Origin of the sequence: Burkholderia sp. Nafp2/4-1b, assembly GCF_003635165.1 — a bacterium.
Taxonomy (GTDB): Bacteria; Pseudomonadota; Gammaproteobacteria; order Burkholderiales; family Burkholderiaceae; genus Burkholderia.
The window spans coordinates 880,013-904,504 of the sequence record NZ_ML058597.1 but is presented as its reverse complement, the minus strand read 5'-3'; the positions used below and the strand labels follow the sequence as shown (position 1 = coordinate 904,504).

Annotated in this window: 22 protein-coding genes and 1 pseudogene; 17 read left to right on the top strand and 6 right to left on the bottom strand. The window is 69.2% G+C overall.

Annotated elements, in window-relative coordinates; genetic code table 11:
* Positions 1-109: 109 nt before the first annotated feature.
* The 6 genes from C7H84_RS04155 (at position 110) to C7H84_RS04130 (ending at position 7,248) form a co-directional block, all read left to right on the top strand.
* A complete protein-coding gene (locus C7H84_RS04155; RefSeq protein WP_121857539.1) occupies positions 110-1,231 on the top strand; it encodes a branched-chain amino acid ABC transporter substrate-binding protein in 1,122 nt (373 codons plus the stop codon).
* 58 nt (positions 1,232-1,289) lie between these two features.
* On the top strand, positions 1,290-2,297 hold the full coding sequence (gene lhpH / locus C7H84_RS04150; protein ID WP_059450264.1) for a trans-3-hydroxy-L-proline dehydratase: 1,008 nt from the start codon (positions 1,290-1,292) through the stop codon (positions 2,295-2,297).
* A gap of 183 nt (positions 2,298-2,480) precedes the next feature.
* Positions 2,481-5,063 carry a transglycosylase domain-containing protein gene (locus C7H84_RS04145; protein ID WP_240461957.1) on the top strand — a complete coding sequence of 861 codons (2,583 nt, stop codon included), beginning with the start codon at positions 2,481-2,483 and terminating at the stop codon, positions 5,061-5,063.
* Positions 5,064-5,141: 78 nt separating this feature from the next.
* Positions 5,142-6,017 (top strand): PilZ domain-containing protein, encoded by an 876-nt coding sequence (locus tag C7H84_RS04140; protein WP_121857537.1) that lies wholly within the window; start codon positions 5,142-5,144, stop codon positions 6,015-6,017.
* A 291-nt stretch (positions 6,018-6,308) separates the two neighbouring features.
* Entirely contained in the window at positions 6,309-6,638 is a 330-nt protein-coding gene (locus tag C7H84_RS04135; RefSeq protein ID WP_121857536.1) for a DUF4148 domain-containing protein, read from the top strand.
* A 205-nt stretch (positions 6,639-6,843) separates the two neighbouring features.
* A complete protein-coding gene (locus tag C7H84_RS04130) occupies positions 6,844-7,248 on the top strand; it encodes a lysozyme inhibitor LprI family protein (protein WP_121857535.1) in 405 nt (134 codons plus the stop codon).
* A gap of 102 nt (positions 7,249-7,350) precedes the next feature.
* Here the strand turns inward: C7H84_RS04130 and C7H84_RS04125 are convergent, their stop codons facing one another.
* The gene (locus C7H84_RS04125) at positions 7,351-7,998 is read right to left on the bottom strand and encodes a response regulator transcription factor (RefSeq protein WP_121857534.1); all 648 of its coding nucleotides are present in this window, start codon (positions 7,996-7,998) and stop codon (positions 7,351-7,353) included.
* Positions 7,995-10,106, bottom strand: coding sequence for a PAS domain-containing sensor histidine kinase (locus tag C7H84_RS04120; protein WP_121857533.1), 2,112 nt, complete (start codon positions 10,104-10,106; stop codon positions 7,995-7,997). Before C7H84_RS04120 ends, C7H84_RS04125 begins: the two co-directional genes overlap by 4 nt.
* A gap of 318 nt (positions 10,107-10,424) precedes the next feature.
* Here C7H84_RS04120 and C7H84_RS04115 point away from each other — a divergent pair, with 318 nt between their 5' ends.
* The 4 genes from C7H84_RS04115 (at position 10,425) to C7H84_RS04100 (ending at position 14,296) form a co-directional block, all read left to right on the top strand.
* Positions 10,425-10,895 (top strand): universal stress protein, encoded by a 471-nt coding sequence (locus tag C7H84_RS04115; protein ID WP_121857909.1) that lies wholly within the window; start codon positions 10,425-10,427, stop codon positions 10,893-10,895.
* Positions 10,896-11,278: 383 nt separating this feature from the next.
* Positions 11,279-11,785 (top strand): cupin domain-containing protein, encoded by a 507-nt coding sequence (locus C7H84_RS04110; protein ID WP_121857532.1) that lies wholly within the window; start codon positions 11,279-11,281, stop codon positions 11,783-11,785.
* A 200-nt stretch (positions 11,786-11,985) separates the two neighbouring features.
* On the top strand, positions 11,986-13,014 hold the full coding sequence (locus tag C7H84_RS04105; RefSeq protein ID WP_121857531.1) for a DedA family protein/thiosulfate sulfurtransferase GlpE: 1,029 nt from the start codon (positions 11,986-11,988) through the stop codon (positions 13,012-13,014).
* A 346-nt stretch (positions 13,015-13,360) separates the two neighbouring features.
* Positions 13,361-14,296 (top strand): universal stress protein, encoded by a 936-nt coding sequence (locus C7H84_RS04100; RefSeq protein WP_121857530.1) that lies wholly within the window; start codon positions 13,361-13,363, stop codon positions 14,294-14,296.
* Positions 14,297-14,831: 535 nt separating this feature from the next.
* Here C7H84_RS04100 and C7H84_RS04095 read toward each other — a convergent pair.
* Complete coding sequence (locus C7H84_RS04095; RefSeq protein ID WP_121857529.1) at positions 14,832-15,257, bottom strand: hypothetical protein; 426 nt, start codon at positions 15,255-15,257, stop codon at positions 14,832-14,834.
* On the opposite strand from C7H84_RS04095, the gene C7H84_RS36205 reads away from it, so the two are divergent.
* From C7H84_RS36205 to C7H84_RS04085, 3 genes are all read left to right on the top strand, one after another.
* Positions 15,256-15,792: a homoserine O-succinyltransferase gene (locus C7H84_RS36205; protein ID WP_162999198.1), complete on the top strand. Its 537-nt coding sequence runs from the start codon at positions 15,256-15,258 to the stop codon at positions 15,790-15,792. The two genes, C7H84_RS04095 and C7H84_RS36205, sit on opposite strands and share 2 nt — an antisense overlap.
* A gap of 54 nt (positions 15,793-15,846) precedes the next feature.
* Positions 15,847-16,101 carry a DUF3562 domain-containing protein gene (locus C7H84_RS04090; RefSeq protein WP_121857528.1) on the top strand — a complete coding sequence of 85 codons (255 nt, stop codon included), beginning with the start codon at positions 15,847-15,849 and terminating at the stop codon, positions 16,099-16,101.
* 257 nt (positions 16,102-16,358) lie between these two features.
* Positions 16,359-18,158, top strand: a complete 1,800-nt coding sequence (locus C7H84_RS04085; protein ID WP_121857527.1) for a methyl-accepting chemotaxis protein — start codon at positions 16,359-16,361, stop codon at positions 18,156-18,158.
* A 39-nt stretch (positions 18,159-18,197) separates the two neighbouring features.
* Here the strand turns inward: C7H84_RS04085 and C7H84_RS04080 are convergent.
* Positions 18,198-19,237 (bottom strand): annotated as a pseudogene (locus C7H84_RS04080) (sigma-54 dependent transcriptional regulator).
* Between the two features lie 373 nt (positions 19,238-19,610).
* On the opposite strand from C7H84_RS04080, the gene C7H84_RS04075 reads away from it, so the two are divergent.
* From C7H84_RS04075 to C7H84_RS04060, 4 genes are all read left to right on the top strand, one after another.
* A complete protein-coding gene (locus tag C7H84_RS04075; RefSeq protein ID WP_121857525.1) occupies positions 19,611-21,608 on the top strand; it encodes an ATP-binding protein in 1,998 nt (665 codons plus the stop codon).
* 48 nt (positions 21,609-21,656) lie between these two features.
* Entirely contained in the window at positions 21,657-22,073 is a 417-nt protein-coding gene (locus C7H84_RS04070; RefSeq protein WP_121857908.1) for a BON domain-containing protein, read from the top strand.
* A gap of 81 nt (positions 22,074-22,154) precedes the next feature.
* Complete coding sequence (locus C7H84_RS04065; protein WP_121857524.1) at positions 22,155-22,697, top strand: hypothetical protein; 543 nt, start codon at positions 22,155-22,157, stop codon at positions 22,695-22,697.
* Between the two features lie 134 nt (positions 22,698-22,831).
* Entirely contained in the window at positions 22,832-23,419 is a 588-nt protein-coding gene (locus C7H84_RS04060; protein WP_240461974.1) for a DUF4142 domain-containing protein, read from the top strand.
* Between the two features lie 37 nt (positions 23,420-23,456).
* On the opposite strand, the gene C7H84_RS04055 is transcribed toward C7H84_RS04060, so the two are convergent.
* Both C7H84_RS04055 and C7H84_RS04050 read right to left on the bottom strand, forming a co-directional pair.
* Positions 23,457-23,957: a PRC-barrel domain-containing protein gene (locus C7H84_RS04055; RefSeq protein WP_121857523.1), complete on the bottom strand. Its 501-nt coding sequence runs from the start codon at positions 23,955-23,957 to the stop codon at positions 23,457-23,459.
* 71 nt (positions 23,958-24,028) lie between these two features.
* The gene (locus tag C7H84_RS04050) at positions 24,029-24,460 is read right to left on the bottom strand and encodes a CBS domain-containing protein (protein WP_121857522.1); all 432 of its coding nucleotides are present in this window, start codon (positions 24,458-24,460) and stop codon (positions 24,029-24,031) included.
* Between the last annotated feature and the right edge of the window lie 32 nt (positions 24,461-24,492).

The window sequence follows — 24,492 nt, the reverse complement described above, 5'->3', positions numbered from 1 at the left end:
TGGCTGGTCATGAAAAATTACCAGAATCGCAACAAACTTTTTGAAATTGCTTGCGAAGTAACCACGCGTGTCCTACATTGGTTCCACACAAAACCAATCAGGAGACACCATGCGATACCTTGTGACCGCGCTCTCGGTGGCCGTTGCCGCCGGCGCACTGACTTCCGCGCACGCGCAGGAAGTCGTGACGATCGGCCACTCGGCGCCGCTCACCGGCCCGCAGGCCGCGAACGGCAAGGACAATGAAAACGGCGCGCGCCTCGCCGTGGATGAGTTGAACAAGGCCGGCGTGAAAGTGGCCGGCAAGACGGTCACGTTCAAGCTGGTGTCGGAAGACGATCAGGCCGACCCGAAAGCGGGCGTGCAAGTCGCGCAGAGCCTCGTCGACAAGGGTATCGTCGCGGTGCTCGGGCCGTACAACTCGGGCGTCGCGATTCCCGCGTCGCGCGTGTACGCGAACGCCGGCGTGCCGATGCTGCCGGTCGCGTCGAACCCGGCGCTCACGCGCCAGGGCCTCAAGAACATCTTCCGGATCGGCGCGAGCGACGAGCAGCTCGGCGGCACGATGGCGACCTTCGCCGGGAAGACGCTGAACGCGAAAACCGCGGCCGTGATCGACGATCGCACCGCATACGGGCAGGGCGTCGCCGAGCAGTTCATGAATGTCGCGAAGGCGAACGGGATCAAGATCGTCGACCAGGAATACACGAACTCGTCGGCCACCGACTTCCTCGGCATTCTCACCAAGATCAAGGCCAGCAACCCCGACGTGATCTTCCTCGGCGGCTACGCGGCGCAGGGCGCGCCGATGGCGAAGCAGATGAAGCAGCGCGGCTTGCGCGCGAAGCTGCTCGGCGGCGACGGCATCTGCTCGGCCGACATGGGCAAGGTCGCGGGCGAGGCCGCGTCGATCGTCTATTGCGCGCAGGGCGGCGTCGCGCTCGACAAGACGCCGGCCGGCCGCGAATTCCTGAAGAAATACCACGACGCCTATCACACGGATACGCAGGTCTACGGCGTCAACTACTACGACGGGATGAAGCTGCTCGCCGACGCAATGGTCAAGGCCGGCACGACCACCGACAAGGCGAAGCTGATCGCGCAACTGGCGAAGACGAACTATGCGGGCGTGGCCGGCACCTATTCGTTCGACGAGCGCGGCGACCTGAAGGGTGCGCCGACCACCGTCTACGTGATCCGCAACGGGCTGCCCGTGCCGTACGCGAAGTAATCGCCACCGGACGGCGGCCCGGCCCGCCGTCCTTCGTCTTCACGCTTTTCGGTTTCCCATGAAAATTTCCCGATCCCTGTCCACCGTCGAAGTCCATACCGGCGGCGAAGCGTTCCGCATCGTCACGAGCGGGTTGCCGCGCCTGCCGGGCGATACGATCGTGCAGCGCCGCGCGTGGCTCAAGGAAAACGCCGACGAGATCCGCCGGGCGCTGATGTTCGAACCGCGCGGCCACGCCGACATGTATGGCGGCTACCTGACCGAGCCGGTGTCGCCGAACGCGGATTTCGGCGTGATCTTCGTGCACAACGAAGGCTACAGTGACCATTGCGGGCACGGCGTGATCGCGCTGTCGACCGCGGCGGTCGAGCTCGGCTGGGTGCAGCGCACGGTGCCGGAGACGCGCGTGGGCATCGACGCGCCGTGCGGCTTCATCGAGGCGTTCGTGAAATGGGACGGCGAGCACGCGGGGCCGGTGCGCTTCGTCAACGTGCCGTCGTTCATCTGGCAGCGCGACGTGTCGGTCGACACGCCGTCGTTCGGCACCGTGACGGGCGACATCGCGTACGGCGGCGCGTTCTACTTCTACGTCGACGGCGCGCCGTTCGACCTGCCGGTGCGCGAAGCGGCGGTGGAGAAGCTGATCCGCTTCGGCGCGGAAGTGAAGGCGGCCGCGAACGCGAAATATCCGGTCGTTCATCCGGAGATCCCGGAGATCAACCATATCTACGGCACGATCATCGCGAACGCGCCGCGCCATCCGGGCTCGACGCAGGCGAACTGCTGCGTGTTCGCGGATCGCGAGGTCGACCGCTCGCCGACCGGCTCGGGCACGGGCGGACGCGTCGCGCAGCTGTACCAGCGCGGGCTGCTCGCGGCCGGCGACACGCTCGTCAACGAGTCGATCGTCGGCACCGTGTTCAAGGGGCGCGTGCTGCGCGAGACGACGGTCGGCGACATCCCGGCCGTGATCCCGGAAGTGGAGGGCAGCGCGCACATTTGCGGATTCGCGAACTGGATCGTCGACGAACGCGATCCGCTGACCTACGGTTTCCTCGTGCGCTGAACCGCGGCGCACGACATCCGGTTGTACCAGGCTTGGCGCGCGGCTCCCGTTGCGGGGCGCGCGCCTTTTTTGTTGTAAAAATGCGCGCTCGGACGCCGTTCACACGGACGCGGGACGCCCGCCGGCTGGTGGGCCGCGCGAGTTTTGGTACGATGCTGCCTTTCCAGCAGATCCCCCACCCGCGTGAATCGCCGAAACGTGTCGTCAGTGCGTGACCTTTGTGCCAGATGGGTCGCGCGCGCCCAACCCGTCGCGGCCGCTGCCGCCGTGTCCATCAAGCGTGTGCTGGCCGTTGCCGGGCACCATGTCCGTCATCCGACGCGCCGCGGCGTGCTGCTCGCGGCCGCCGCCGTGCCGGCGCTGTTCCTGCTGTACGTGCTGGCGCTGATTCCGTTCACGCCGGGCATCGGCGACATCCGCAAGGCGCGCGTCGACCAGCCCGCGCAGGTGCTGTCCGCCGACGGCAAGGTGCTCGCGGAATTCAAGCCGTCGAACCGCGAATGGGTGGCGCTCAAGCAAATCTCGCCGCACATGGTCGACGCGCTGATCGCGACCGAAGACCATCGCTTCTACGAGCACCACGGCCTCGACTGGAAGCGCACGGCGTCGGCCGCGCTCCACACGTTCTCGGGCGACCGCCAGGGCGGCTCGACGATCACGCAGCAGCTCGCGCGCAACCTGTATCCGGACGAGATCGGCCGCGCGCCGACGCTCACGCGCAAGGTGAAGGAGGCGATCACCGCGCTGAAGATCGAGGCCGTCTACAGCAAGGACCAGATCCTCGAAACCTATCTGAACACGGTGCCGTTCCTGTACAACGCGTATGGCGTCGAGATGGCCGCGCGCACCTATTTCGACAAGTCGGCCGACGAGCTCGACGTGCTCGACAGCGCGACGCTCGTCGGGATGCTGAAGGGCAACAGCTACTACAACCCGGTGCTGAACCCGGAGCGCGCGCTGCAGCGGCGCAACACGGTGCTCGGCCAGATGGTGAAGTACGGCAAGCTGTCGCCGGCGCAGTTCGCGCAATTGCAACGCCGGCCGCTACGCATCGACTTCGAGCGCCAGAAGGAGCCGCCGGGGCCCGCGCCGCATTTCGCGCAGCAACTGCGCAAATGGCTGATCGGCTGGGCCGACCGCAACGACTACAACATCTATTCGGACGGGCTGATCGTGCGCACCACGATCGATTCGCGTCTGCAGCAGATGGCGACCCAGGCGCTGACGCAGCAGGCGAACCAGTTGCAGGGCATCGCGAACAACGCATGGAGCGGCCGCGACGGCTGCGGCACCGACAACGAGGTGTTCCGCATCTTCATGCGCGAGTCGCCCGAGTACAGGGCCGCGCTGGATGCCGGCAAGAACGATGCGGCGGCGATGAAGCAGCTCGCCGCGGACCGCGGCTTCATGCGCGCGCTGTGCAAGGCCAAGACGGACGTGCAGGCCGGCTTCGTCGCGATCGATCCGCGCGACGGGCAGATCCGCGCGTGGGTCGGCAGCCGCGACTTCACGAGCGAGCCGTTCGATCACGTCGCGCAGGCGCGCCGCCAGCCGGGCTCGACGTTCAAGCCGTTCGTCTACGGCGTCGCGTTCGCGAACGGGATGAAGCCGGACGACACGTTCGTCGACCAGGCGGTCGAGATTCCGCTGAAGGGCGGCGAGATCTGGCGGCCGAACGACGACGCACCGCCGTCGGGCAAGCCGATGACGCTGCGCGATGCGGTCGCGCTGTCGCGCAACCGGATCACCGCGCAGGTGATGGAGAAGGTCGGCCCGTCGGCCGTCGCGCGGCTCGCCCGCGACATGGGCGTGCGCGAAAGCCCGCTCGAGCGCGTGCCGTCGCTCGCGCTCGGCACGAGCCCCGTCACGCTGAAGGAGATGGTCGCGTCGTACGCGACGATCGCGAACGGCGGGCTGTACGTCCAACCGCAGATGGTGACGCGCATCGAGGACCGCCAGGGCAACGTGCTCGCCGAATACGCGCCGGCGCCACCCGAGCGCGCGCTCGACGCCGAAACCGACAAGACGCTGCTCGGCGTGATGCGCGATGTCGTCACGCGCGGCACCGGCAGCAGCATCCGCACGCGCTTCGGGATTCGCGGCGACGTGGCCGGCAAGACCGGCACGACGCAGGACAACGCGGACGGCTGGTTCATCCTGATGCAGCCCGGGCTCGTCGCCGGTGCGTGGGTCGGCTTCGACGACGGCCGCGTGACGCTGCGCAGCGACTACTGGGGGCAAGGCGCGCACAGCGCGCTGCCGATCGTCGGCGAGTTCTTCCAGCGCGCGCAACGCGCCCGGATCGTCGACACGAAGGAGAAATTCGATACCGAGCCGTCGCCGGGCTGGTTCGCGTCGGTGCGTGAGCGGGTGACTGACCTGGTCGACGGCTGGTTCGGACCGGAGCCGCAGAAGGCGCCGCCGGTCAGGACGCAGCGAGTCGAGCGTCAGCCCGACGCGGATGCGGCGGCGTCGGCCGCATCTGCCGCATCGGCACCCGACGCGGCATCCGGCGGCGTCGTCGAGGAATGGATTCCGGCATCCGAGGTCGCGGCGTCGGCCGCCGCGCTGTCGGCGGGGGCGTCGCAACCGCAGGCCGCGCAGCCGCCGTCGGCCGGAGGCGGCGCGGCGAGCCAGGGCAACATGGGAGGCGCGGGCTTCGGCTCCGCGCCGGCCGCTGCGCCGTCGGCCGTACCGGCACCGTCGCCTTCGCCGGCCCCCGCGCCGGCGCCGGCTTCGCCCGATGCGACCAGCGCTTCCCAGTAACGAACCGTTCAGATTTCCCGCCAGCCTGCCGTAATCAAGTTGTCACGACAGCTCGCGCGGTCGCTCCGCGCCGTTCCAATGCGGCTTACTCCCGATCACGTCGCGCTCGCGCGCGATGATGTCTGCGCCGGCGTCCCGCTCGGCTTCGATCTGTACGATGCCGGCGGCGCCGCGCTGCTGCCCGCCGGCACGACGCTGCGCGATCCCGCGCAACATGACTTCCTGTTCGAACACTTCCGTCCGGTCCGCCGGCGCGATGACACCGAGCCGGCCGCGCCGGCACACGACGCCGTGCCGGGAGCCACCCGCATGGGGCTATCGGCCGGCGCCGCGATCGGCATCCGGCGGCGGGTCGGCACGACCCGCGTGCTGCAGCGCTGCCGGTTGATCGGCGTCGGCGCATCCGGTGCGCTGTTCGTCGAACCGCAGCCAGCGGTCGTGCTCGATTTTGCGAACGGCGACGATGTCGAGGCGGTCGCGATCGGCCGGTCGGCGGTGTCGCGCTTCGGCGCGACGGTCGAGGCGGTGCAGGCGTCGGGCGGCACGCCGTTCATGGTGCTGTCGCCGCCGGGCTTCGTCGGCCGCTTGCGCACCCGCGCCGAGCCGCGCGTGCCGGTGCGGATCGCGGCTCGTTGCACGGGCGGGGCGGCGCAGGCCGACGGGATCGGGATCGTGCGCGATCTGAGCCTGAACGGACTATCGATCGCGCTCGACCGGCCGCTCGCGGCGGCCGGCGAGCCATTGACCGTGCAGTTGCCCTATACGGACGGCGACCGTGTCGCGTTGCTGACGCTCGACGGCACGGTGCGCGCGGTGCACGCCGATCCGTCGATGCCAGGCTGGACGCTTCACCACGCGGCGTTCCGCGATACCGCCGCCGCCGCGCGGATCTGCCTGAAGGCGTTGCTGTTCGACCTGTCGGCGGGCGCAATTGAGGGCGTTCCGGTCCGCTGACGTTCGCAAGCGCCCCGAACGCGCGAGCCGGCACGGCGGGTGGCGGCGGCCCGATGGACCGGCCAGGCCGCACGCGGCTCCCGGCCAACGCATGCCGCAATCCATTGGGCACGGATGCGACGATAATCGTCCGATGATTGAGCCGAACGCGCGGCAATTGTACGGATTCCGTCAACACTGAATTAGCGATTTAAGTATTTACCCTGATAGCGACGCCGCCTAGACTTCCACTCATGCGCAACGACTACCGAGTCCGAAGCGCCTGACAAAATAATCTGGAGGTAACGCATCATGAAATCGCTGATCAAGGCAGTTGCACTGGCCGCTCTGGTGGCCGCACCGGTCGTCTCGTTCGCCCAATCCAACCAGCAGCCGCTGACGCGCGCGCAAGTGCGTGCCGAACTGGTCCAGCTGGAAAAGGCCGGCTACAACCCGAACGACTGGCTGAACTATCCGGAAAACATCCAGGCCGCCCAGGCCAAGATTGCCGCGGCACAGAACACCGGCGCGCAAGCCGACGCAACGGGTTACGGCGCGAACCCGGCCGCCGCGTCGCAGTCGGGCCAGCGCGTGACGGTGCCGGCCGCGGCCGACGGTTCGTCGGTCTACTTCGGTCACTAAGCAAGCCGTCCGCCGCGCGGCCTGCGGGCCGCATGCGAAGCCGAATCGAGAAGCCTGCACTCGTATCGAGTGCGGGCTTTTTTGCGTGCGCGGCACGCGCGACGCCGGCTGACAATCCGCCGCGCGTGCGCTAGCATCGCGATCGGCATCGCCACGCTACGGCAGCCACGTTCCACGACTTCAACGAAAACAAACAGGAGCATCCATGCGTGTCTTGACCGGTCTGCTGTGCGCGTTCGCGCTGACGGCGAGCGTTGCCCATGCGCAGGCGAATTGTGCCGACGCGACGGATCAGGCGACGATGACGGCGTGTGCCGATCGCGCGTACAAGAAATCCGACGCGGAACTGAACCGTACCTATCAGGCCGTCACCGCGCGCCTGCACGACGCGAAGCCGCTTGCCGACAAGCTCGTGAATGCGCAGCGCGCGTGGCTCGCGTACCGCGATGCCGAATGCAACTTCTCCAGCGCGAACGCCGAAGGCGGCAGCGCCTATCCGATGGTCGTGTCGACCTGCCTCGACGATCTGACCAAGACGCGCAACGAGACGCTGAAGGGCTATTTGTCCTGCGAGGAAGGCGATCTCGCCTGCCCGGTGGCGGCGAAGTAACGGTAGAGGGCCGCGTAACGTCCGGCCGGTCATACGGCACGCGGCCGACGCCGATCATGCGCGCCATGCGTGCGATGCCTGCGATGCGGCCCGCCCGGCCGGCTAGACGTCGTCCGTTTCGTCGAGCAGCTTGTGCCGCAGCGCGTAGCGCACGAGTGCCGCTTCGTGCGGCATCTGCATCTTTTCCAGGATCCGCGTCTTGTAGGTGCTGACCGTCTTCGCGCTCACGCACAGCGCCTGCGCGATCTCGGTCAGCGTCTGTCCGGCGGCGATCCGGCGGAACACGTCGAACTCCCGGTCGGACAGCCGCTGGTGCGGCAGCGTCTCGGCGGGCTCGTTCAGGCTCTGCGCGAACTGCTCGGCCATCGCGAGGCTCACGTAGACGCCGCCCGACGCGACCTTCGTCACCGCGCCGACCAGCTCGGCGCTCGCGCTTTCCTTGGTCAGATAACCCGACGCGCCCGCGCGGAACGCGCGCACCGCGTATTGCTGTTCCGCGTGCATGGTCAGCACGAGTACGCGCAGCGCGGGCTTCTCGTCCTTGATCTGCTTGATCAGCTCGACACCGTTGCGGCCCGGCATCGACAGGTCGAGCACCAGCACCTGCGCGGGTGTCGAACGGACCAGCGCGATCGTCGACGGGCCGTCGCAGGCTTCGCCGGCCACTTCGAATCCGGTGGCGTTCTGGAGGATGTGCCGCAGACCGTCGCGCACCAGCGTGTGGTCGTCGGCGATGAGGACCTTGATCATGTGAGGGTGGTTTCCTGTTGAACGGTGGCGAGCGGGAAGGCGACGGTGATCGAGAAGCCGCGCGCCAGCGCGGTGTCGATCGTCACGCTGCCGCCCAGCATGTGTGCGCGTTCGCGAATGCCGATCAGCCCGAACGATTTGTCCTCGTGGGCGCTGCCGCCCGGTGGGGCGCCGCGGCCGTTGTCCGCGACGCGCAGTACGCAGAAGCCGTCCTCGACGTCGAGCCGCAGCGCGACGCGCGTCGCGTCCGCATGGCGCGCGACGTTCGTCAGCGCTTCCTGGACGATCCGGAACAGCGTGGTCGCCCCCGCGCTGGTGAACGTGAGGCCGCCCGTTTCGATATGGCGTTCGACGTCGATCCCGTAGCGGTTCGTGAAGTCGTTCGCCAGCCACTCGATCGCGGGCACGAGGCCGAGATCGTCGAGCATCACGGGGCGCAGGTCGGCCGCGATGCGCCGCACCGACGCGACCGTCGCATCGATCAGCCGCCGCATGCCTTGCAGGTGCGACAGCACGCCGCCGTCGGGTTGCGCATGGTCCGGCCCGCGCAGCTGCTGCTCGACCACCGACAGGTCCATCTTCAGCGCGGTGAGCTGCTGGCCGAGGTCGTCGTGCAGTTCGCGCGCGATGCGGGTCTTTTCCTCTTCGCGCACGTTCTGCAGGTTCGCGGACAGCTCGCGCAATTCCTCGCGCGACTGCTTCAGCGCGTTGTCGGCGCGCTGCCGCTCGGTGATGTCGCGCAACATCACGGTATAGAGCTTGCCGGACGCGTCGCGGATCTGCGAAATCGACGCCTCGATCGGGAATTCCTCGCCGTTGCTGCGCAGCCCGAACAGCACGCGCTGGCGACCCATCTGGCGCTCGGACACCCCCGTCACGCCGAACTGGTCGACGTGCTTCGCATGCGCGGCGCGAAACCGCTCGGGGATGAAGCGCGACAGCGGCGCACCGATCGCCTCCATCGCCGACACGCCGAATACCTGTTCGGCCATCGGGTTGAAGATCACGACCGTCTGCTTCTCGTCGATCGTGATGATCGCTTCCATCGACGAACGGATGATGCCCATCATCCGCGCCTCGTTGAGGATGCCGCGGCTGCTGGCGCCCGTATCGGCGAGCCCCGCGCGGCCGCGCATCAGCGCGTGGACGAGCGCCGCGAAGGCGAACGATGCAATCAGGCCGGCCGCGAGCACCGTGCCGGCCGCGCGCTGTGCGCCGGTCGCGCTGGGGCGCCCGTCGGCGGAATAGGCGAGCGTCAGCACGGTGCCGCCGAAATTCAGCCGGTCGGTGCGGCGCATCAGGTCCGGTGAAGCGGATGCCTCGTCGGTCGTCGTCTCGGCGCTCGCGATCGGGCGCGGATCGTCGCCGGCGCTCATGCGCAGGTCGAGCCCGCGTTCCGCGTCGAGCGCACGCTCGACCAACCGGCTCGGGCTGATCTGCGCGAACAGCACGCCGTCGGCGGCAGTTTCGGGGATGCCGGCCGGCACGATGGCCGTGTGCCGTGGCGCCCCGGCGGGCAGGAACAGCGTGAGGATGCGTGTATCGCGCGACGTATCGTCGTCGGCCGGGTGGATGCCGAGTGCGATTTCGCCGGTCCGTAGCGTGCGCGACAGCGGTGCCTGATCCGACGCGCCGAAGCGCACGGCGGCCGCGCTCGATACCGGCGCACTGAGCGCCGCGATCGCAAGCGGGCCTGGCGGCATCGGTCCCTTGCCGACGAGGGCCGCGTGCGTCGCGGGCGACAGCGGCGCATAGCCGAGCTGCCGGACCGGCGCTCGGCCGCTGTCGAGCTCGAGCGTGTCGGCGTACCGGCGCCATTGTTCGGGTGTCATCCGCGGCGCGAGCGAGAACGCGCCGCGCGCGCTTTCGAGCACGGCGACACCGGCTTGCAGTTCGTGACGCAGCATCGCCGTCACGTGGGTCGTGCGGCGCTCGAAGCGCGTATGGACAGCGCCTTGCCACTGCTCGCGCACCAGCAGCGCGACGCCGAGCGACAGCGCCGCACCGGCGAACAGCGCAACGACGCCGGCCGCGAGCGGCTGGCGTAACATGGTCTGGAGGCGCGTGGGGCCTCGGGGCTCACGCGGCGGGGTTCCACTGGCGGTCATTCGATGGCCATTCTGGTGTCGGGGCCGCCCGTGGCGCTCGGGCAGTGCGGCAAAACCGGGAAAAACTCGCACCGGCCGCGTGCGACGTCTGGTTTCGAGATGAAATTGTGCGCGTTTTACATACTTTTTGTAATAGGGTCAGCTAAAAATGCGATAGCCGCGCGAGCGGCGGGCGTCCGGGCGGCGTTTGACACGCGTCAACGGGCGCGTCGGCGCGTGAGGCAGACTGTTCGGCAGGCGAGCCGGCATCGGGCCGGCTTGCGGTAACGGGCACGGCGTGGCGCGATGCGCGGCGCGCGCCCGGTCGGAGGGCAGAACATGTACAAGCGGATTTTCGTCGGGCTCGACGGCAGCCCGAGCGCGCGTCTCGCGCTGAACGAGGCGATTCGGATCGCGGCGGCATCCGGCGGCGAAATCACGTGCGCGTATGTCGTCGAGCACCGGCCGCAGCTGGTCGATGTCGACGCGGGCTTTGCGGGCGAACGCGACAGCGACGCGGCGGCCACCGATGCGGTGACGCCCGTGCTCGACTACGCGAAAGGGGTGCTTGAGCTGCAGCATGTGCCGGGTACCGTGCGCGCGCTCGACGCGTATGGCGAGGACGTCGCGGCGGTGCTAATGCGCACGGCGGCCGAGGCTGGCGCCGACCTGATCGTGATGGGGACGAGTGGACGGCACGGCCTGCGCCGGCTGCTGCTCGGCAGTGTCGCGGAATCGCTGCTGCGCGCGGCCGACCGGCCCGTGCTGCTGGTGCGGCACGACGAACCGGCTGCGGCGGCGACTGCGTGAAAGCGCGCGCGTGCGTAGGCCCTGCGGCTGCTGGTTGTCGGGGGGCGCAACGACGAAGACACAGCGTGCGGCACACAGGTGCGAGCGGCGGCGGGGAGGGAGCTGCCGCGCGGGTGACGGCGTGACGGTGTGATGGCGTTTTCGGCGCCGCGACGCGCGTGCGTCGTCACGCACGGGCCGCACGGGCGTCATCGCGTGGTGCCGGTTGCATCGTGGCCCGTACTTCTGGCAGCATCGGCCGGTGTACGCTTCATCGTCGCGCGCCAGGACCGGCGCGCGAACCGGTCGCCGCGTGCATGGCCGCGGCGATCGACGCAGCGGCCCGCGATCGGCTCCTCCATGCGTCGCGTGCCCGGTTTTCCACTTCACCGACGTCATCCGCCATGCCGATCTCCGCCGCCGACCTGATTCACCAGTTCGATCTGCAGCCGCATCCCGAGGGCGGCTATTTCCGCGAAACCTACCGCGCGACCGATACCGTCGTGCGTCCGGCCGATGGCGCCCCGCGCGCGGCGTCGACCGCGATCTACTACCTGTTGTGCGACGGCGCGTACTCGTCGTGGCACCGGATCCGTTCCGACGAGGTATGGCATTTCTACGCCGGCGATCCGCTCGAGGTGTGGGTGCTCGACGAGCACGACGGCCTGACGATCCATCGGCTCGGCAATCCGCTCACGCATCCCGGCACCGTGTTCCAGGCGGTCGTGCCGGCCGGGCGCTGGTTCGGCGCGCGCTGCGCGTCGCCGGCGCACGTCGCGCTGGTCGGCTGTACGGTCGCGCCGGGATTCGAATTCGCGGAATTCGAGCTGGCGGACGCGACCGCACTGGCCGCCGCGTTTCCCGACTATGCGGAATACGTCGCGGCACTCGCGCAGCGTCCCGGCGAGTGAGCGTGCCGGCCGCGACATCGGTCATGATGTCCGACGGCTGCCACGGCCGCGCCCACGGGCGCCGTCCCGCGCGGGCTCGACCAAACCCGTTTAGAATGCACGGTGGTGCAGGACCGACCGCGGACGTGCCGCGGCGATCGCTGCCAGCCGTATCGACGGCCGCCCCGTCGCACGGTCCGCATTCTTCCAGGAGCGCCGCCGTGTGGCACTTTCCCATCGCGATTCCCTCGTCGCTCGGCCCGTGGGCCGTGTTCGCGAGCGTACTGATCACACAGCTCGGCGTGCCGGTTCCGGCCGTGCCGATGCTGATTCTCGGCGGCACGATGGCGGCGATGGGGCAGGCGTCCTGGACGAGCATGTTCGCGGCGGCGATCGGTGCGACGATGCTTGCCGATTCGTTGTGGTTCTTCATGGGCCGCACGCGCGGCCGGCGTCTGCTGAACGGGCTCGTGCGTTTCTCGCTGTCGCTCGATACCACGCTGCGCTTCGCGCGTAACGTGTTCGAACGCTACGGCGCACCGCTGCTCGTCCTCTCCAAATTCCTGCCGGGCCTCGGCCTCGTGTCGGCGCCGCTGCTCGGCACCACCGCGATCGGCGTCAGCGTGTTCCTGTTCTGGGATCTGGCCGGTGCGTCGTTGTGGGCCGCGTTCTGGCTCGTCGGCGGCGCGGCCGTGCACGACCAGATCGTCCAGTTCGTGCTGTGGGTGCGCGCGAGCGGCGGGACGATCCTCGACGCGTTCCTCGCGATCTTCATCACGTTCCTGCTGTACCGCTGGGTGCGCCGCGTGCAGTTCCGCCGCTACCTTGCGCAGGTACGCATTTCTCCGCCGCAACTCGTCGAGATGATGACGTCGAACGAGCCGCCGCTGATCTTCGATGCGCGGCCGCGTGCGATTCGCGAACGCGAGCCGTACCGGATCGCCGGTGCGGTGCCGGTCGATCTCGATTCGCCTGATCTGCTCGATCCCGAACTGCTGAAGCGGCCGATCGTCGTGTATTGCGTGTGCCCCAACGAGGCGACCGCGAAGCGCCTGATCGCGAAGATGCAGCGCAAGAAGATGCTCCACAACATCAGGGCGCTGAAGGGCGGCCTCGACGCGTGGGAGAAGCACGGCTATCCGGTCGAGCCGCTGCCGGCCGATCTCGATGCATCGCGGTATTTCGTGCGCCCGGGCCACGGCACTGCGCTCGAAGGCGAATATACGGTGCGCGCGACGTTGTCGAAGTAGAAATAAATCGTGCGCGGGTTTCCGCGCACGCCACCGGCTTCCAGCTTCTCATTCCCCCGCTGACCGCGCGGGCGCCCCCCGTCGACGAAATCGCAAACGCACCGGCCGAAGCGCGCCGCGTCGTGCCGCCCACGCGCACGCGGCGCAGCGCGGCCCGCCCGGACGTTTGATCCCGATCATGCACGCGCGGGCCGGACGTCATATGCTGTCTGAATTGCTTGTCCGCGCTTCGTGTGGCCATCCGCCGATCCCTGCGACCGCGCCGGCCGTCTGCCCGCCGCGCGCCGCATCCTCGCGAAGCTCCGGTCGTCGTCCGCGACGACGCGTCCGCAACGAGGCCTTCGCCATGCAATCCACACCAACCATTCCTGCGCTCGCGCGGATCGCGCTGGCCGTCGATCTGACGCCGGAGTCGGTGTCCGCCATCCGCTACACGCGCACGCTGCTGCGTCCCGGCATGCGGGTGCGCATCGTCTGCGCGATCGACAATCCGCGGCTCGTGCTGCCCGACATCCCGCGCATCGACGCGCTGCTGACCTCGGCGCGCGAGGACATGACGCGCGAAGCGCAGGCGACGCTCGATCGCACCGCCGAGCTATTCGTCGGCAGCGGCGCGGAAATCGAGCAGGTGATCGTCGATACGTCGGTCACGGGCGGCACGGTGGCCGCTGCGCTCGCGAACGATACGTTGGCATGGCATGCCGACGCGCTCGTGGTTGGCGCCAATCCGCACCACGGGCTGCTGCGGCTCGTCGAAGGCGGGATGTCCGACACGCTCGCCGCTCGCGCACGCTGTGCGCTGCTGATCGTGCCCGCCGACTACACGCGGCCGTCGGAAGGGCCGTTGCAGCGCCTCATGTTCGCGGTCGACGGCAGCGAGCCGTCGCTGCATGCGGTGCGCGTGGGGCTCGGCTTCGCGGCACCGACGACGCTGCTGTACGCGGCCTATGTCGTCGATCGCGCGGTTCGTCTGACGGATATCGTGCCGGTGCGCGCGCTCGAGGATGCGTATCGTGCGGAAGGCGAGGATGCGCTGGCGCGGGTCGGTGCGCTGTTCCATGCAACCGGGAACCCGACGAAGCGCGGCGTCGTGGAGACCCGGCCGACCAGCGACGACGTGGCCCATGCGCTGATGCGCGACGCGGTGCACTGGCATGCGGAACTGCTGGTAGTCGGCACGCATGGCCGGCGCGGCATCGCCGCCTGGCTGGTCGGCAGCGTCGCGCGCCGGGTCGCGCATCTCGCTCAGGTGCCGGTGCTGCTCGTGCGCGGTGCGTCGTGACGCACGCAACACGATAGCCGGGAAGCGGCCTTTCATTGACCTGAATCAGAAACGTCGCGCGCGTCGCATGAGACAGTGACGCAACGCCCGGCGCGGCGGACCGGCTGTCGTCCGTACGCGCTGTCGGGACTCGATGCGACGAATTCGAAACGCGCGACCCGACGTGGGTCCGATGGCGTTTCGATTCAACCGTTTTCCGGACGCGTGCCGCGCATCGCGCGGCGCATGAGCCGATCCCGCACTCTCCGGCACGAGGGTAGGCAGCCGGCGGCTGCCTTGGAACGACGGACGGGGTGGAATCTCACCCCGTCCGCTTCCTGGCCCCGTGCGTACGACTTTCCTCGCAGGTATTTTTTCGTTGATGTCGCCGTATGGCACGGCGCGCGGTGGCACGCGATCGCGCGATGGCGGATCGGTGTAGATGGTGGAGCGCGGGGCGCCGTCGCGCGATCAGCGCGCAGCGGTTGCGGCCGGATCGACGTTGCAGCCGGCGCGCGGCACCCGTGCCGCGCCGGCTCCCCGCTCGTTCAGGCTGCTACGCGGCGCTCGCCGCCCGCTCGTCGTGGCGATGACGGACGCAGCGACACGCTCCCGCGCGCCGACGCACGCCGTGCAGGCGCTTGCGTCCGCCCGGTGCGCGATTGTGCAATCGCGGCCAGCCAGGGCGCGGCTTGCGTCTCGGCGCCGTGACGACTGGTGCCTCGACGACCGGTGCCGCGTCGCCGGAGCGTGCGCAAAGCGCAGCGGCAAACCGCTGCAGCGCGTGTACCGACCCCGCGACGCTCTGGTACTTCTCGCGGCCGATCTGTCCGTCGAGCGTGACGAGCAGGCCCGCTTCACGCGCGAGCGCGAGCAACGCGTCGAGATCCTCGGGCGGCCGAATGCCGTCCGGCACGGTGGGCGCGGACAGCGTGCGCGTGCGGCGCTGTCCGTCCCGGGCCGGGAAATTGCGATGTGTCATGATTGGTCTCCTGCGCCGGACCCCGCGTGCCGGCTCGATGGCCGGCTGCGCGATGACCGGATATGAACGTATCGTCCATGACATCAGTATCCGTCGCCGGCGCGGCGCTGCCAATCAGTGCGTGCTGAAGTCGTTGTCAGGCATTGCGTGCGGGCTATCGGAATCCGCTGACAAGACGGACCGACGTTTCGGCTGCGGCGGCCGGATCCGGCAGGCTGTCGCGCGATGCCCGGTGCCCCGGCCCGGAAGATTCGAATCGATGAGCCGGGCCCCCGCGCATCCCTTGACGCAGGATTTCGATAGGTCTAAGTTCGTCCCTGCATCGCGTCGCGCCACGGTTCATCGTTCGCGAACGGCGGTGCCGCGCCTCGGGGTGGCGTGGCAGTTCTTCCAGTCGATCGCGGCAATACGCGCCGCGAATGCCCGCGCGCGGGCCGATGCGTCGACGCATCGGCGCGGCGGCACGCAAGGTGCCGTTGATCGCGCGCAAATCCGCTGCGGCGCATCGCACGCCGCGCGGCCATCCAGTCTCTAATCTTCCAATAGCGTAATTATTTCCTTTCGTTCCTCGACCGCCAGGAGTCTGTCGATGTCACAGGATAGTTTGCTTGATTCCTTGAAGGCCGCCGCCGCCCGGCGCGAGATCGGTGCCGACCAGTTGCGCACGATGCTCGACGACGAAGTACGGGCCTTGTCGTCCGATGCCCGTGTGCACGACTACATCCATGTGTTCGCGATCCGGCATCTGCGCGAACGGATGCGGAGGCAGGACGAGCTCGAACGCGATACGCAGCCCGGAACGGCGCACGGCGAGCCGAAGAGGCAAGCCGGCGGCCACCTGTAGCGGACGGTCGACGCCACCCGCAGCCTCGATATCGCCACGCCACGTGCTCGCGGCTGGCCTGCGCCCGCCGCGCGCACAATCGGCCCGACCGTGCAGTCGCCGCACGCCACTGTCCTGACAACGGGCTTACGGTGTGCGGCGCCTTTCGTCATACGTTCCATTGAATTGTCACATCCGGCTCAAGTCGGCGGCGCGAATGCCGTTTACCCGGTGAATCCGTCCACCGGGCGTTCCCGCTCCCTTACCGAGTCGTTGCCATGTTCTCGTCCATTCGCACCCGCATTCTTGCCGCGTGCGTCGCCATCGTCGTATTCGCGCTCGTCGCCACCACGCTGATCAATTACTTCATCGCGCATTCGTACAACGATGACGCGATCGACCGCAATCTCACCTCGGTCGCAAGCGGCCACGTGGTCGGTATCGGCGACTGGGTCGCCACCCGAAGCCGGATGATCGCGTCGCTCCAGGATGCCGCGCTGTCGCCGGATCCGCTGCCGGTGTTCAAGCAGATGGCCGCGGCCGGCGGCTTTACGAACGTCTATGCGGGTTACGCGGACAAGGCGTTCCACTTTTCCGACCCGACCGGCATTCCGCCCGACTACGACCCGACGGGGCGCCCGTGGTACAAGCAGGCCGCACAGGCCGGCAAGCCGGTCGTCACGCCGCCGTACGTCGACGCGGGCACCGGTAACCTGGTCGTCACGTTCGCGGTGCCGATCCTGCGCGACGGCGGCCTGAGGGGCGTCGTCGCCGCCGACGTCGCGATGGACAGCGTGATCGCGAACGTGAAGACGATCCACCCGACGCCGGCGAGCTTCGGGATGCTGATCGACAGCAACGGCCACGTCGTCGCGCATCCGGACGCGAAGCTCACGCTGAAGCCGGTCGCCGACGTGTCGGCCGACCTCGGCGCGATGAGCGCCGCAACGCTGGCCGCGGCCACCGCGCCGGTCGAAGTGCACGTCGGCGGCGACGCGAAGCTGGTGCGCGCGCAGGCCGTGCCGGGCACCGACTGGTATGCGCTGGTCCTGCTCGACAAGGCGGAAGCGACGGCCGGCATGCGCTCGCTGCTGACCGCGTCGCTGATCACGCTGGTGGTGATCGTCGGCGTCGCGTCGCTGATCGTCGGCGCGATCACCACGACCGCGTTCCGCCGCCTGTCGCAGGTGCGTCAGGCGATGGCGTCGATCGGCTCGGGCACGGGCGACCTGACGCAGCGCCTGCCGGCCGACGGCAGCGACGAGGTAGCCGATATCGCGCGCTCGTTCAACAGTTTCGTCGACAAGCTGAACGACGTGATGCGGCAGATCCGCGACGCGAGCGAATCGGTGCGCACGGCCGCGAACGAAATCGCCGCGGGCAACCAGGATCTGTCGTCGCGCACCGAATCGGCGGCGGCGAGCCTCGAGGAAACGGCCGCGTCGATGGAAGAGATCACCGCGACCGTCGGCCAGTCGGCCGCGGCGGCCGGCCAGGCCGATGAACGCGCGGCCGCGGCGTCGCGGATCGCGTCGCACGGCGGCGTGGTCGTGTCGGACGTCGTGTCGACGATGGAGAAGATCGAGGAAGCGTCGGGCCGGATCGGCGACATCATCGGCGTGATCGACGGCATCGCCTTCCAGACCAACATTCTCGCGCTCAACGCGGCCGTCGAAGCGGCGCGCGCCGGCGAGCAGGGCCGCGGCTTCGCGGTCGTCGCGCAGGAAGTGCGCAGCCTCGCGCAACGCAGCGCCCAGGCCGCGCGCGAGGTGAAGGTGCTGGTCGAATCGACGGTGGCGAGCGTGTCGGCCGGGTCGGGGCAGGTGCGCCAGGCCGGCGACACGATGCGCGAGATCGTGTCGAACGTCGCCAACGTGACGACCATCATCTCGGAGATCACGCACGCGGCGAACGAGCAGACGCGCGGCATCCAGGAAGTGAATCGCGCGGTCACGCAGCTCGACGAAATGGTGCAGCAGAACGCGGCGCTCGTCGAACAGTCGACCGCGGCCGCGACCGCGCTGCAGACGCAGGCGAACGCGCTCGCGATCACGGTCGGGCAGTTCAAGGTCGCCTGACCGGCGTCAAGCGATGCGGGCGAACGACGGCGCTGGCGCTCAGGCGTGGCCGCCGTCGTCCCGCATCAGCGCGAGCCGGTTGTAGAGCGTCTTCAGGCTGATGCCGAGCGCCTTCGCGGCCTGCGGCTTGTTGCCGTCGAAGTGGTTCAGCGTTGCCGCGATGAAGCGCTGCTGCGCGTGGTGCAGCGTCGCGCCGAGCGGCAGCGCCATCGCATCGTCCGACGTATGGTCGGGCGGCATCGCCGGCTTCGGCAGCGCGATGTCGATGCCTTCGTCCGCGAGGATGTACGCGCGCTCGATCGTGTTGCGCAGCTCGCGCACGTTGCCGGGCCACGAATACGTGCGCAGTGCGGCGATCGCCGCGTCGGTCAGCCGCTTGTGCGAACGGTGCCGCGCATTGAGCGAATCGACGAATTCGTGCGCGATCGCCTCGACGTCGCCGTCGCGCTGGCGCAGCGGAGGCACGTACAGCGCGAACGCGGCGAGACGGTAGAACAGGTCCTCGCGCAGCCGCCCGTCGCGCACGGCTTGCGCCGGATTGTGGCGCGTCGCGGACACGATCCGCACGTCGAGCGGAATCGACTCGGTGCCGCCGACCCGCACGATCGCATTCGATTCGAGCGCCCGCAACAGCTTCACCTGCAGCGACGCGGGCATCTCCGCGATCTCGTCGAGCAGCAGCGTGCCGCCGCACGCGGCTTCGAAGAAGCCTTCACGCTGCGCGACCGCGCCGGTGAAGCTGCCTTTCTCGTGACCGAACAGTTGCGCTTCGGCAATGTCCGCCGGAATCGCGCCGCAGTTGACGGCCACGAACGGGCCGTCGCGACGCCCGCTGAGATCGTGCAGCCGCCGCGCGACGATATCCTTGCCGACCCCGCTTTCGCCGGCAATCATCACGCTGGCGCGGGTGGGGGCGATTTTCTCGATACGGCAGAGCAGCGTGCGCATCGCCGCGGAGCCGCCGGACAGCCGGCGCGCGTCGGCGCGTTGCTTCGTACGGTTTGCGGATTCAGCCATAGGCGTTGGCGTGCCGTTTTGAAAATCGGCATCGCGCATTTCCCTCGTTGCAATATTTTCATCGACAGCGAAATGGCGCGAAAGGTGCCGCGATATAGAAATTTTCAATGCTGCGGGCCTGGGCCCAAGGAATCCGCGATCGCGCATCGCCGACCGGAAAGCGGTAATTAATGCCGCCCCGTCGGTGCTTTTTTACACGCGAGCGATGAAAAATCGACAGACGATTGCGCTCGCGAGCGGCCCGGGCTGCATGCGCGCGGAGCACCGCGCGTCGCCGCCGCTCGCCACGCGCTGCCCGAGGACGGCACGCGTGCCGCACCGCCCGGGTACGCGCGTTGCGGGGGACTGATGGCTCGCCCGGCACGCTCGATGGGTGCCGAACCGCAGAGGCGGCATGCCGTCGAGCGCCGGTCGCCGGTGCGATGCAGGAATACGATGAGGACCTTTACCCGTGAGCTGTTTCGGCAGGGCGCATGGGTCGTGCTGGCCGTCGTGCTGGCGTCCGCGCTGCAGGCGTGGGCGATTCACGTCGTCGGCGTGCACGAACCGTTTGCGCCGCTGCCTTTCTACGCCGCGGTCGCGGCTGCGGCCTGGCTGACGTCGTTCGGCGGCGGCCTCGCCGCGACGGCCGTGAGCGCCGCCGTGATCGGCGCATTCTGGTGGCGCGACGCGTCGCTGCCCGATCTGCTTGCGCAGGCCGGTGCGTTCGTCGCGATCAGTTTCGTCGAATGCGTGCTCGTGACGGCCGTCAAGCCGCTGCTGGCCAACGACAGGCTGCACGGCGCCGACGATCCGGATGACGATGGCGCCCGCACGACGCCCCGCCGCGAACCGGCGCCTGCGGCGTCCGCGCCGCGCTCGCATGACGACGCGCTGCTGCGCCGCGTGGTCGACGCATCGCCCGATGCGATCGTCGCCGTCGATGCCGCGCGGCGCATCACGAGCTGGAACCCGGCGGCGCGACGCATCTTCGGCATCGACGCCGCAGCGGTACTCGGCCGTGACGTCACGACACTGATCGCGCCGCGCTGGCTGCGGCTGCACCCCGTTCCCCCGTCATTTGCCGACGCGCGCGCGCCTGCGGGCCCGCTCGACGTTCTGTGCGTGCGCCGCGACGGCGGTCGCTTTCGCGCCACCATCGCGGCGTCGCCGATCGTCGACGCGCAAGGCAACTGCACGGGCCTCTCGATGACGCTGCGCGACGCGCACGAACGTCGCCGCGACGAACGGCGCCACCTGCGTTCGCTGCGCGGTGCGCGCGACGCACGCGTGCAGGCCGACGAATCGAACCGGATGAAGGACGAACTGCTGGCCACCGTGTCGCACGAGTTGCGCACGCCGCTGAACGTGATCTACGGCTGGGTCGAAGTGCTGCGCAGCGTCGACGGCCAGAGCTTCGCGCACCAGGCGATCGACGCGATCGACCGCAGCGCGCGGTCGCTGTCGCGGATGGTCGGCGATCTGCTCGACGCATCGTCGCTCGCGACCGGGCGGATGCGGCTCGAGCGCACGCCGGTCGACCTCGTGCGGATCGTGCGCGAAGCGTCGCGTGAACTCGCCGGGACCGCGGAAGCCCACGGCCTCGAGTTGTCGACCGAGTGCGCGATGACGACCTGCATGATCTCCGGGGACGGCGAGCGCCTGCGCCAGGTGCTGTCGAACCTGCTGTCGAACGCGGTCAAGTTCACGCCGCGGGGCGGCCGCATCACGGTGTCGCTGACCCGTGCCGGGGCGCGCGTGCGGCTGTCGGTTTCCGATACGGGGCAGGGCATTTCCGCGGACCGCCTGCCGCATCTGTTCGATACGTTCAACCGGCCCGAAGGCGCATCGGCCTCGCCGAAACGCGGCCTCGGGCTCGGCCTGTCGATCGTGCGCAACATCGCGCGGTTGCATGGCGGCGAAGTCGCGGCGACGAGCGACGGCGTGGGGCGCGGCACGACCGTGACCGTGATGCTGCCGGTGGACTGGGGTGCCGACGAACCGGCCGGCGATCCGTTGCGGCCGGCCGGTGCGTCGACGGTGGTCGCGCTCGACGGCCAGCGCGTGCTGGTGGTCGACGACGACGCGACGTCGCGTGCGAGCCTCGCGGCGGCGCTGGAAACGCTCGGCGCGCAGGTGTCGACCGCGCAGTCGGGACGGGACGCGCTCGACGTGGTCGCGCGGCAGCACCCGAGCGTCGTGCTGTCCGATCTCGCGATGCCGGACGGCGACGGCTTCTGGCTGCTCGACCACATTCGCCATCTGCCGAACGGTGGCGGTCATCTACCCGTTGTCGCGGTGACCGCGCATGCGGGCAGCGCCGATCGGCACCGCGTGATGGCCGCCGGCTTCGATGCGTACCTGTGCAAACCGGTCGACATGCCGACGCTGGCCGGCGTGATCGCCGACGTCGCGCCCGGCGACACGACGGTCAAGGCCGTGCGGCGCCGCTGACGTGCGCCCGATGCGCATACCGCATTCGCCAACCGACGAGGAGGCATGATGAAGGGTTCGGATCACATGCAGTGCGAGGGCCGGGGCGGTTGGCCGGCGCGCGCTTCTCGCAGGCCGCCGGTCGTCCGGATCGCGAGCATATTGATGCTGATGCTGTCGTGTGCATGGATCGCGACGCCTCGCACCGCATCGGCTGACGACAGCGTGCGGGCGAAGCTTGCGAGCCAGGCGTCGGCCGTCGGCGGCCAGTTGCGCGATGCGACGCTCGCGTCGCGTATCCGGGCGGCGCTCGTCGCCGAGCGCGGGCTGGCCTCCGACGACATCGACGTGCAGGTTCACGGCCGCGTGGCCGAGCTGACGGGCAGCGTGCCCGACGAGCGCCAGCACGCGACCGCGATCCGGGTCGTGCACGATATCGACGGCGTGAGCGGCGTGCGCGACAGGCTGCGGATCAACCGGAAGTAACGTGATGCGCAGGCAAGCTTCGGGCCGGTGGAGGCGCCGCGCGCTCGCGGCCCTGCGCGGCCCAGTCCAGGAGGGTTCGACATGGATACCATCATCGCGGGTTGTTTCTCGACGCTCGAGCAGGCGGAACGCTGCGCGGCGCAGTTGCGCGGGCACGCCGTGCATCGGGACGACGTGAAGGTCTTCTTTCTGAATCCGCCCGGGCAGCACGCGCTGTTCTGGCTCGGCGGCGACGTGTACGCGGATTCCGCCGCACGTCCCGGCGGCATCGGCGCGCTGGCAGGCGTGGCCATCGGCGCGGTCGTCGGGCTGGCCGGTGCGGCGCTGCTGTATCTCGGCGGGCTCCATTCGTCGCACGCGTGGATCGGCGTGCCGCTGGTGGGCGGCTACGTCGGCGCGTTGTGCGGCGCGCTCAGCAAGATGCGCGGCGACGCGCCCGAATGCCACGGCGCGCTGAATTGCGAGCACGGCGTCGTGCTGGCCGCGCACGTGACGCGTCGCACCGGGACGTTCGCGGAGCGCACGCTGCGCGCGGCCGGTGCGTCGTCGATCGAGCGCGTCGAGGGCGCGTGGAGCAAGGGCGAGTGGACCAATTTCTCCACGTCCGCGCATCGTCCCGCGTGACGGACGGGGCCGCGGCGTTCTGCCGGGCCGAGCCGTCGGCGGAGTCGAAATCGAAGTCGAAGTCGAAGGAGGCCCGGATGAAAACGAACGACAAGAACGCGCGCTCATCCGCCGCATGGGTCGGGCCCGCGAGCATGCTGCTAGCGGGCATCCTCGCGGCGATCGGCGCCGCGCCATTCATGCCGACGCATGCACAAGCGCCGCCTGCGTCGTCGGTGCATGTCGCGCCGGGCGTCGTGCGTCCCGGCGAGACGGCCGACGAGGCGGACCTGACGCGGCGGCCGAGCGGCTTCGACGCCGAATTCGTCGACAAGGCCGGGATCATCGGCAAGACGGAACGCCAGGCGAGCCAGCTGGCGCTCGATCGATCGTCGAATCCTGCTGTGAAGGCATTCGCGCGCCGGATGCTCGACGATCACGGCCGCATGGCCGCCGCATTGCGCCGGCTCGGCGCTCAAAAGGGCGTGCCCGTGCAGGCGGGCATGCTGGTCGACCCGGCGGTGACGGCGCTGGCCAGCAAGAACGGACGCGCATTCGACAGCGGGTATGTCGAACTGGCCGGGCCACAGGCGCACGAGGCTGCGATCAGGGTGTACGAATCCGAGGCGCGCAATGGCCACGATCCGCAGCTTCGCGCGTTCGCGGCCGACACCCTGCCCACGCTGAAGGCGCACCTTAGCGCGGCGCGGGAACTCGCACGTTCGATCGCGGCCACACGCTGATCCGCGCGGCCGGCCCGCGCATTCGCACCCGCGCCCGTCAGTGCCGCGGCGTATCGCCTTCCGGTCCGCCTGGCGAGGCCTCGTACGGCGGCGCGTCGAGCGCCGTTTCGCCTTCTTCGATCAGCCAGTACGGCGACGCGCCGTAGTACGCGTGCAGCGCTTCGGCCCACGACGGATCGGCCATTGCCGGCCAGCGGTCCTTCTCGAAGCCCGGTGCTTCACGCACGCGCTCGGTCGGCACCGGCAGCAAGAAGCAGCGACGCTCGACATCGAGCGTCAGCACGTTCCACGGCACCGCGAGCAGCTTGTCGCCGATCCCGAGGAACCCGCCCGACGAGACCACCGCGTACGCGATCCGGCCTGAACCGACATCGAGCATGATGTTCGTGACCTTGCCGATGTCGTCGCCGTCCATCGTCAGCACGTGGTCGTCTTCCAGCGTGCCGGCGGCCATCACATCGGGGCCGGGCCCGCCGGCGGAGCGGCCGCTGTCGCCGACGATGCGCGCACGCGCGCGCGACGGTCTGTCCGTTGTCATCGCGTTTCTCCTGGTTGAACGCAGTGCGCCGCGCATGCGTCGCGCGCCGCACGGATGAGGGTGGGCACCGTTCAGCGACGGCGCGGCAGCGACACGTCCTCGAGCGTATTCGCGAGTTCGTCGCGTGCGGGACCGCCCGCGCGCGTCGCGATGTCGCCCAACGACACCATGCCGACGATCCGGCGATTGCCGTCGAGCACCGGCATCCGGTGGAGCTGCACGTCGGCCATCCGTTGCTGGACGTCGCCGACGCCGTCGTCCTCGATGCACCACTGCACGGGCGCGGATGCGACGGCCTTCACGGGGGTGTCGGGCGCGTGCCCGTGCGATAGCGCGCGTATCGCGAGGTCGCGGTCGGTCACGATCGCGACGAGCTCGTCGCCGTCGCAGACCGGCAGCACGCCGATGTCGAACCGCTGCATCAATTCCGCCGCATGGCGGATCGTGTCGGTCGGCGCGACGCACACTACATCGCGCGACATGATTTCGTTGACGCGATACATGAACGCCTCCTTCGTGAGCGAGACGATCCCTG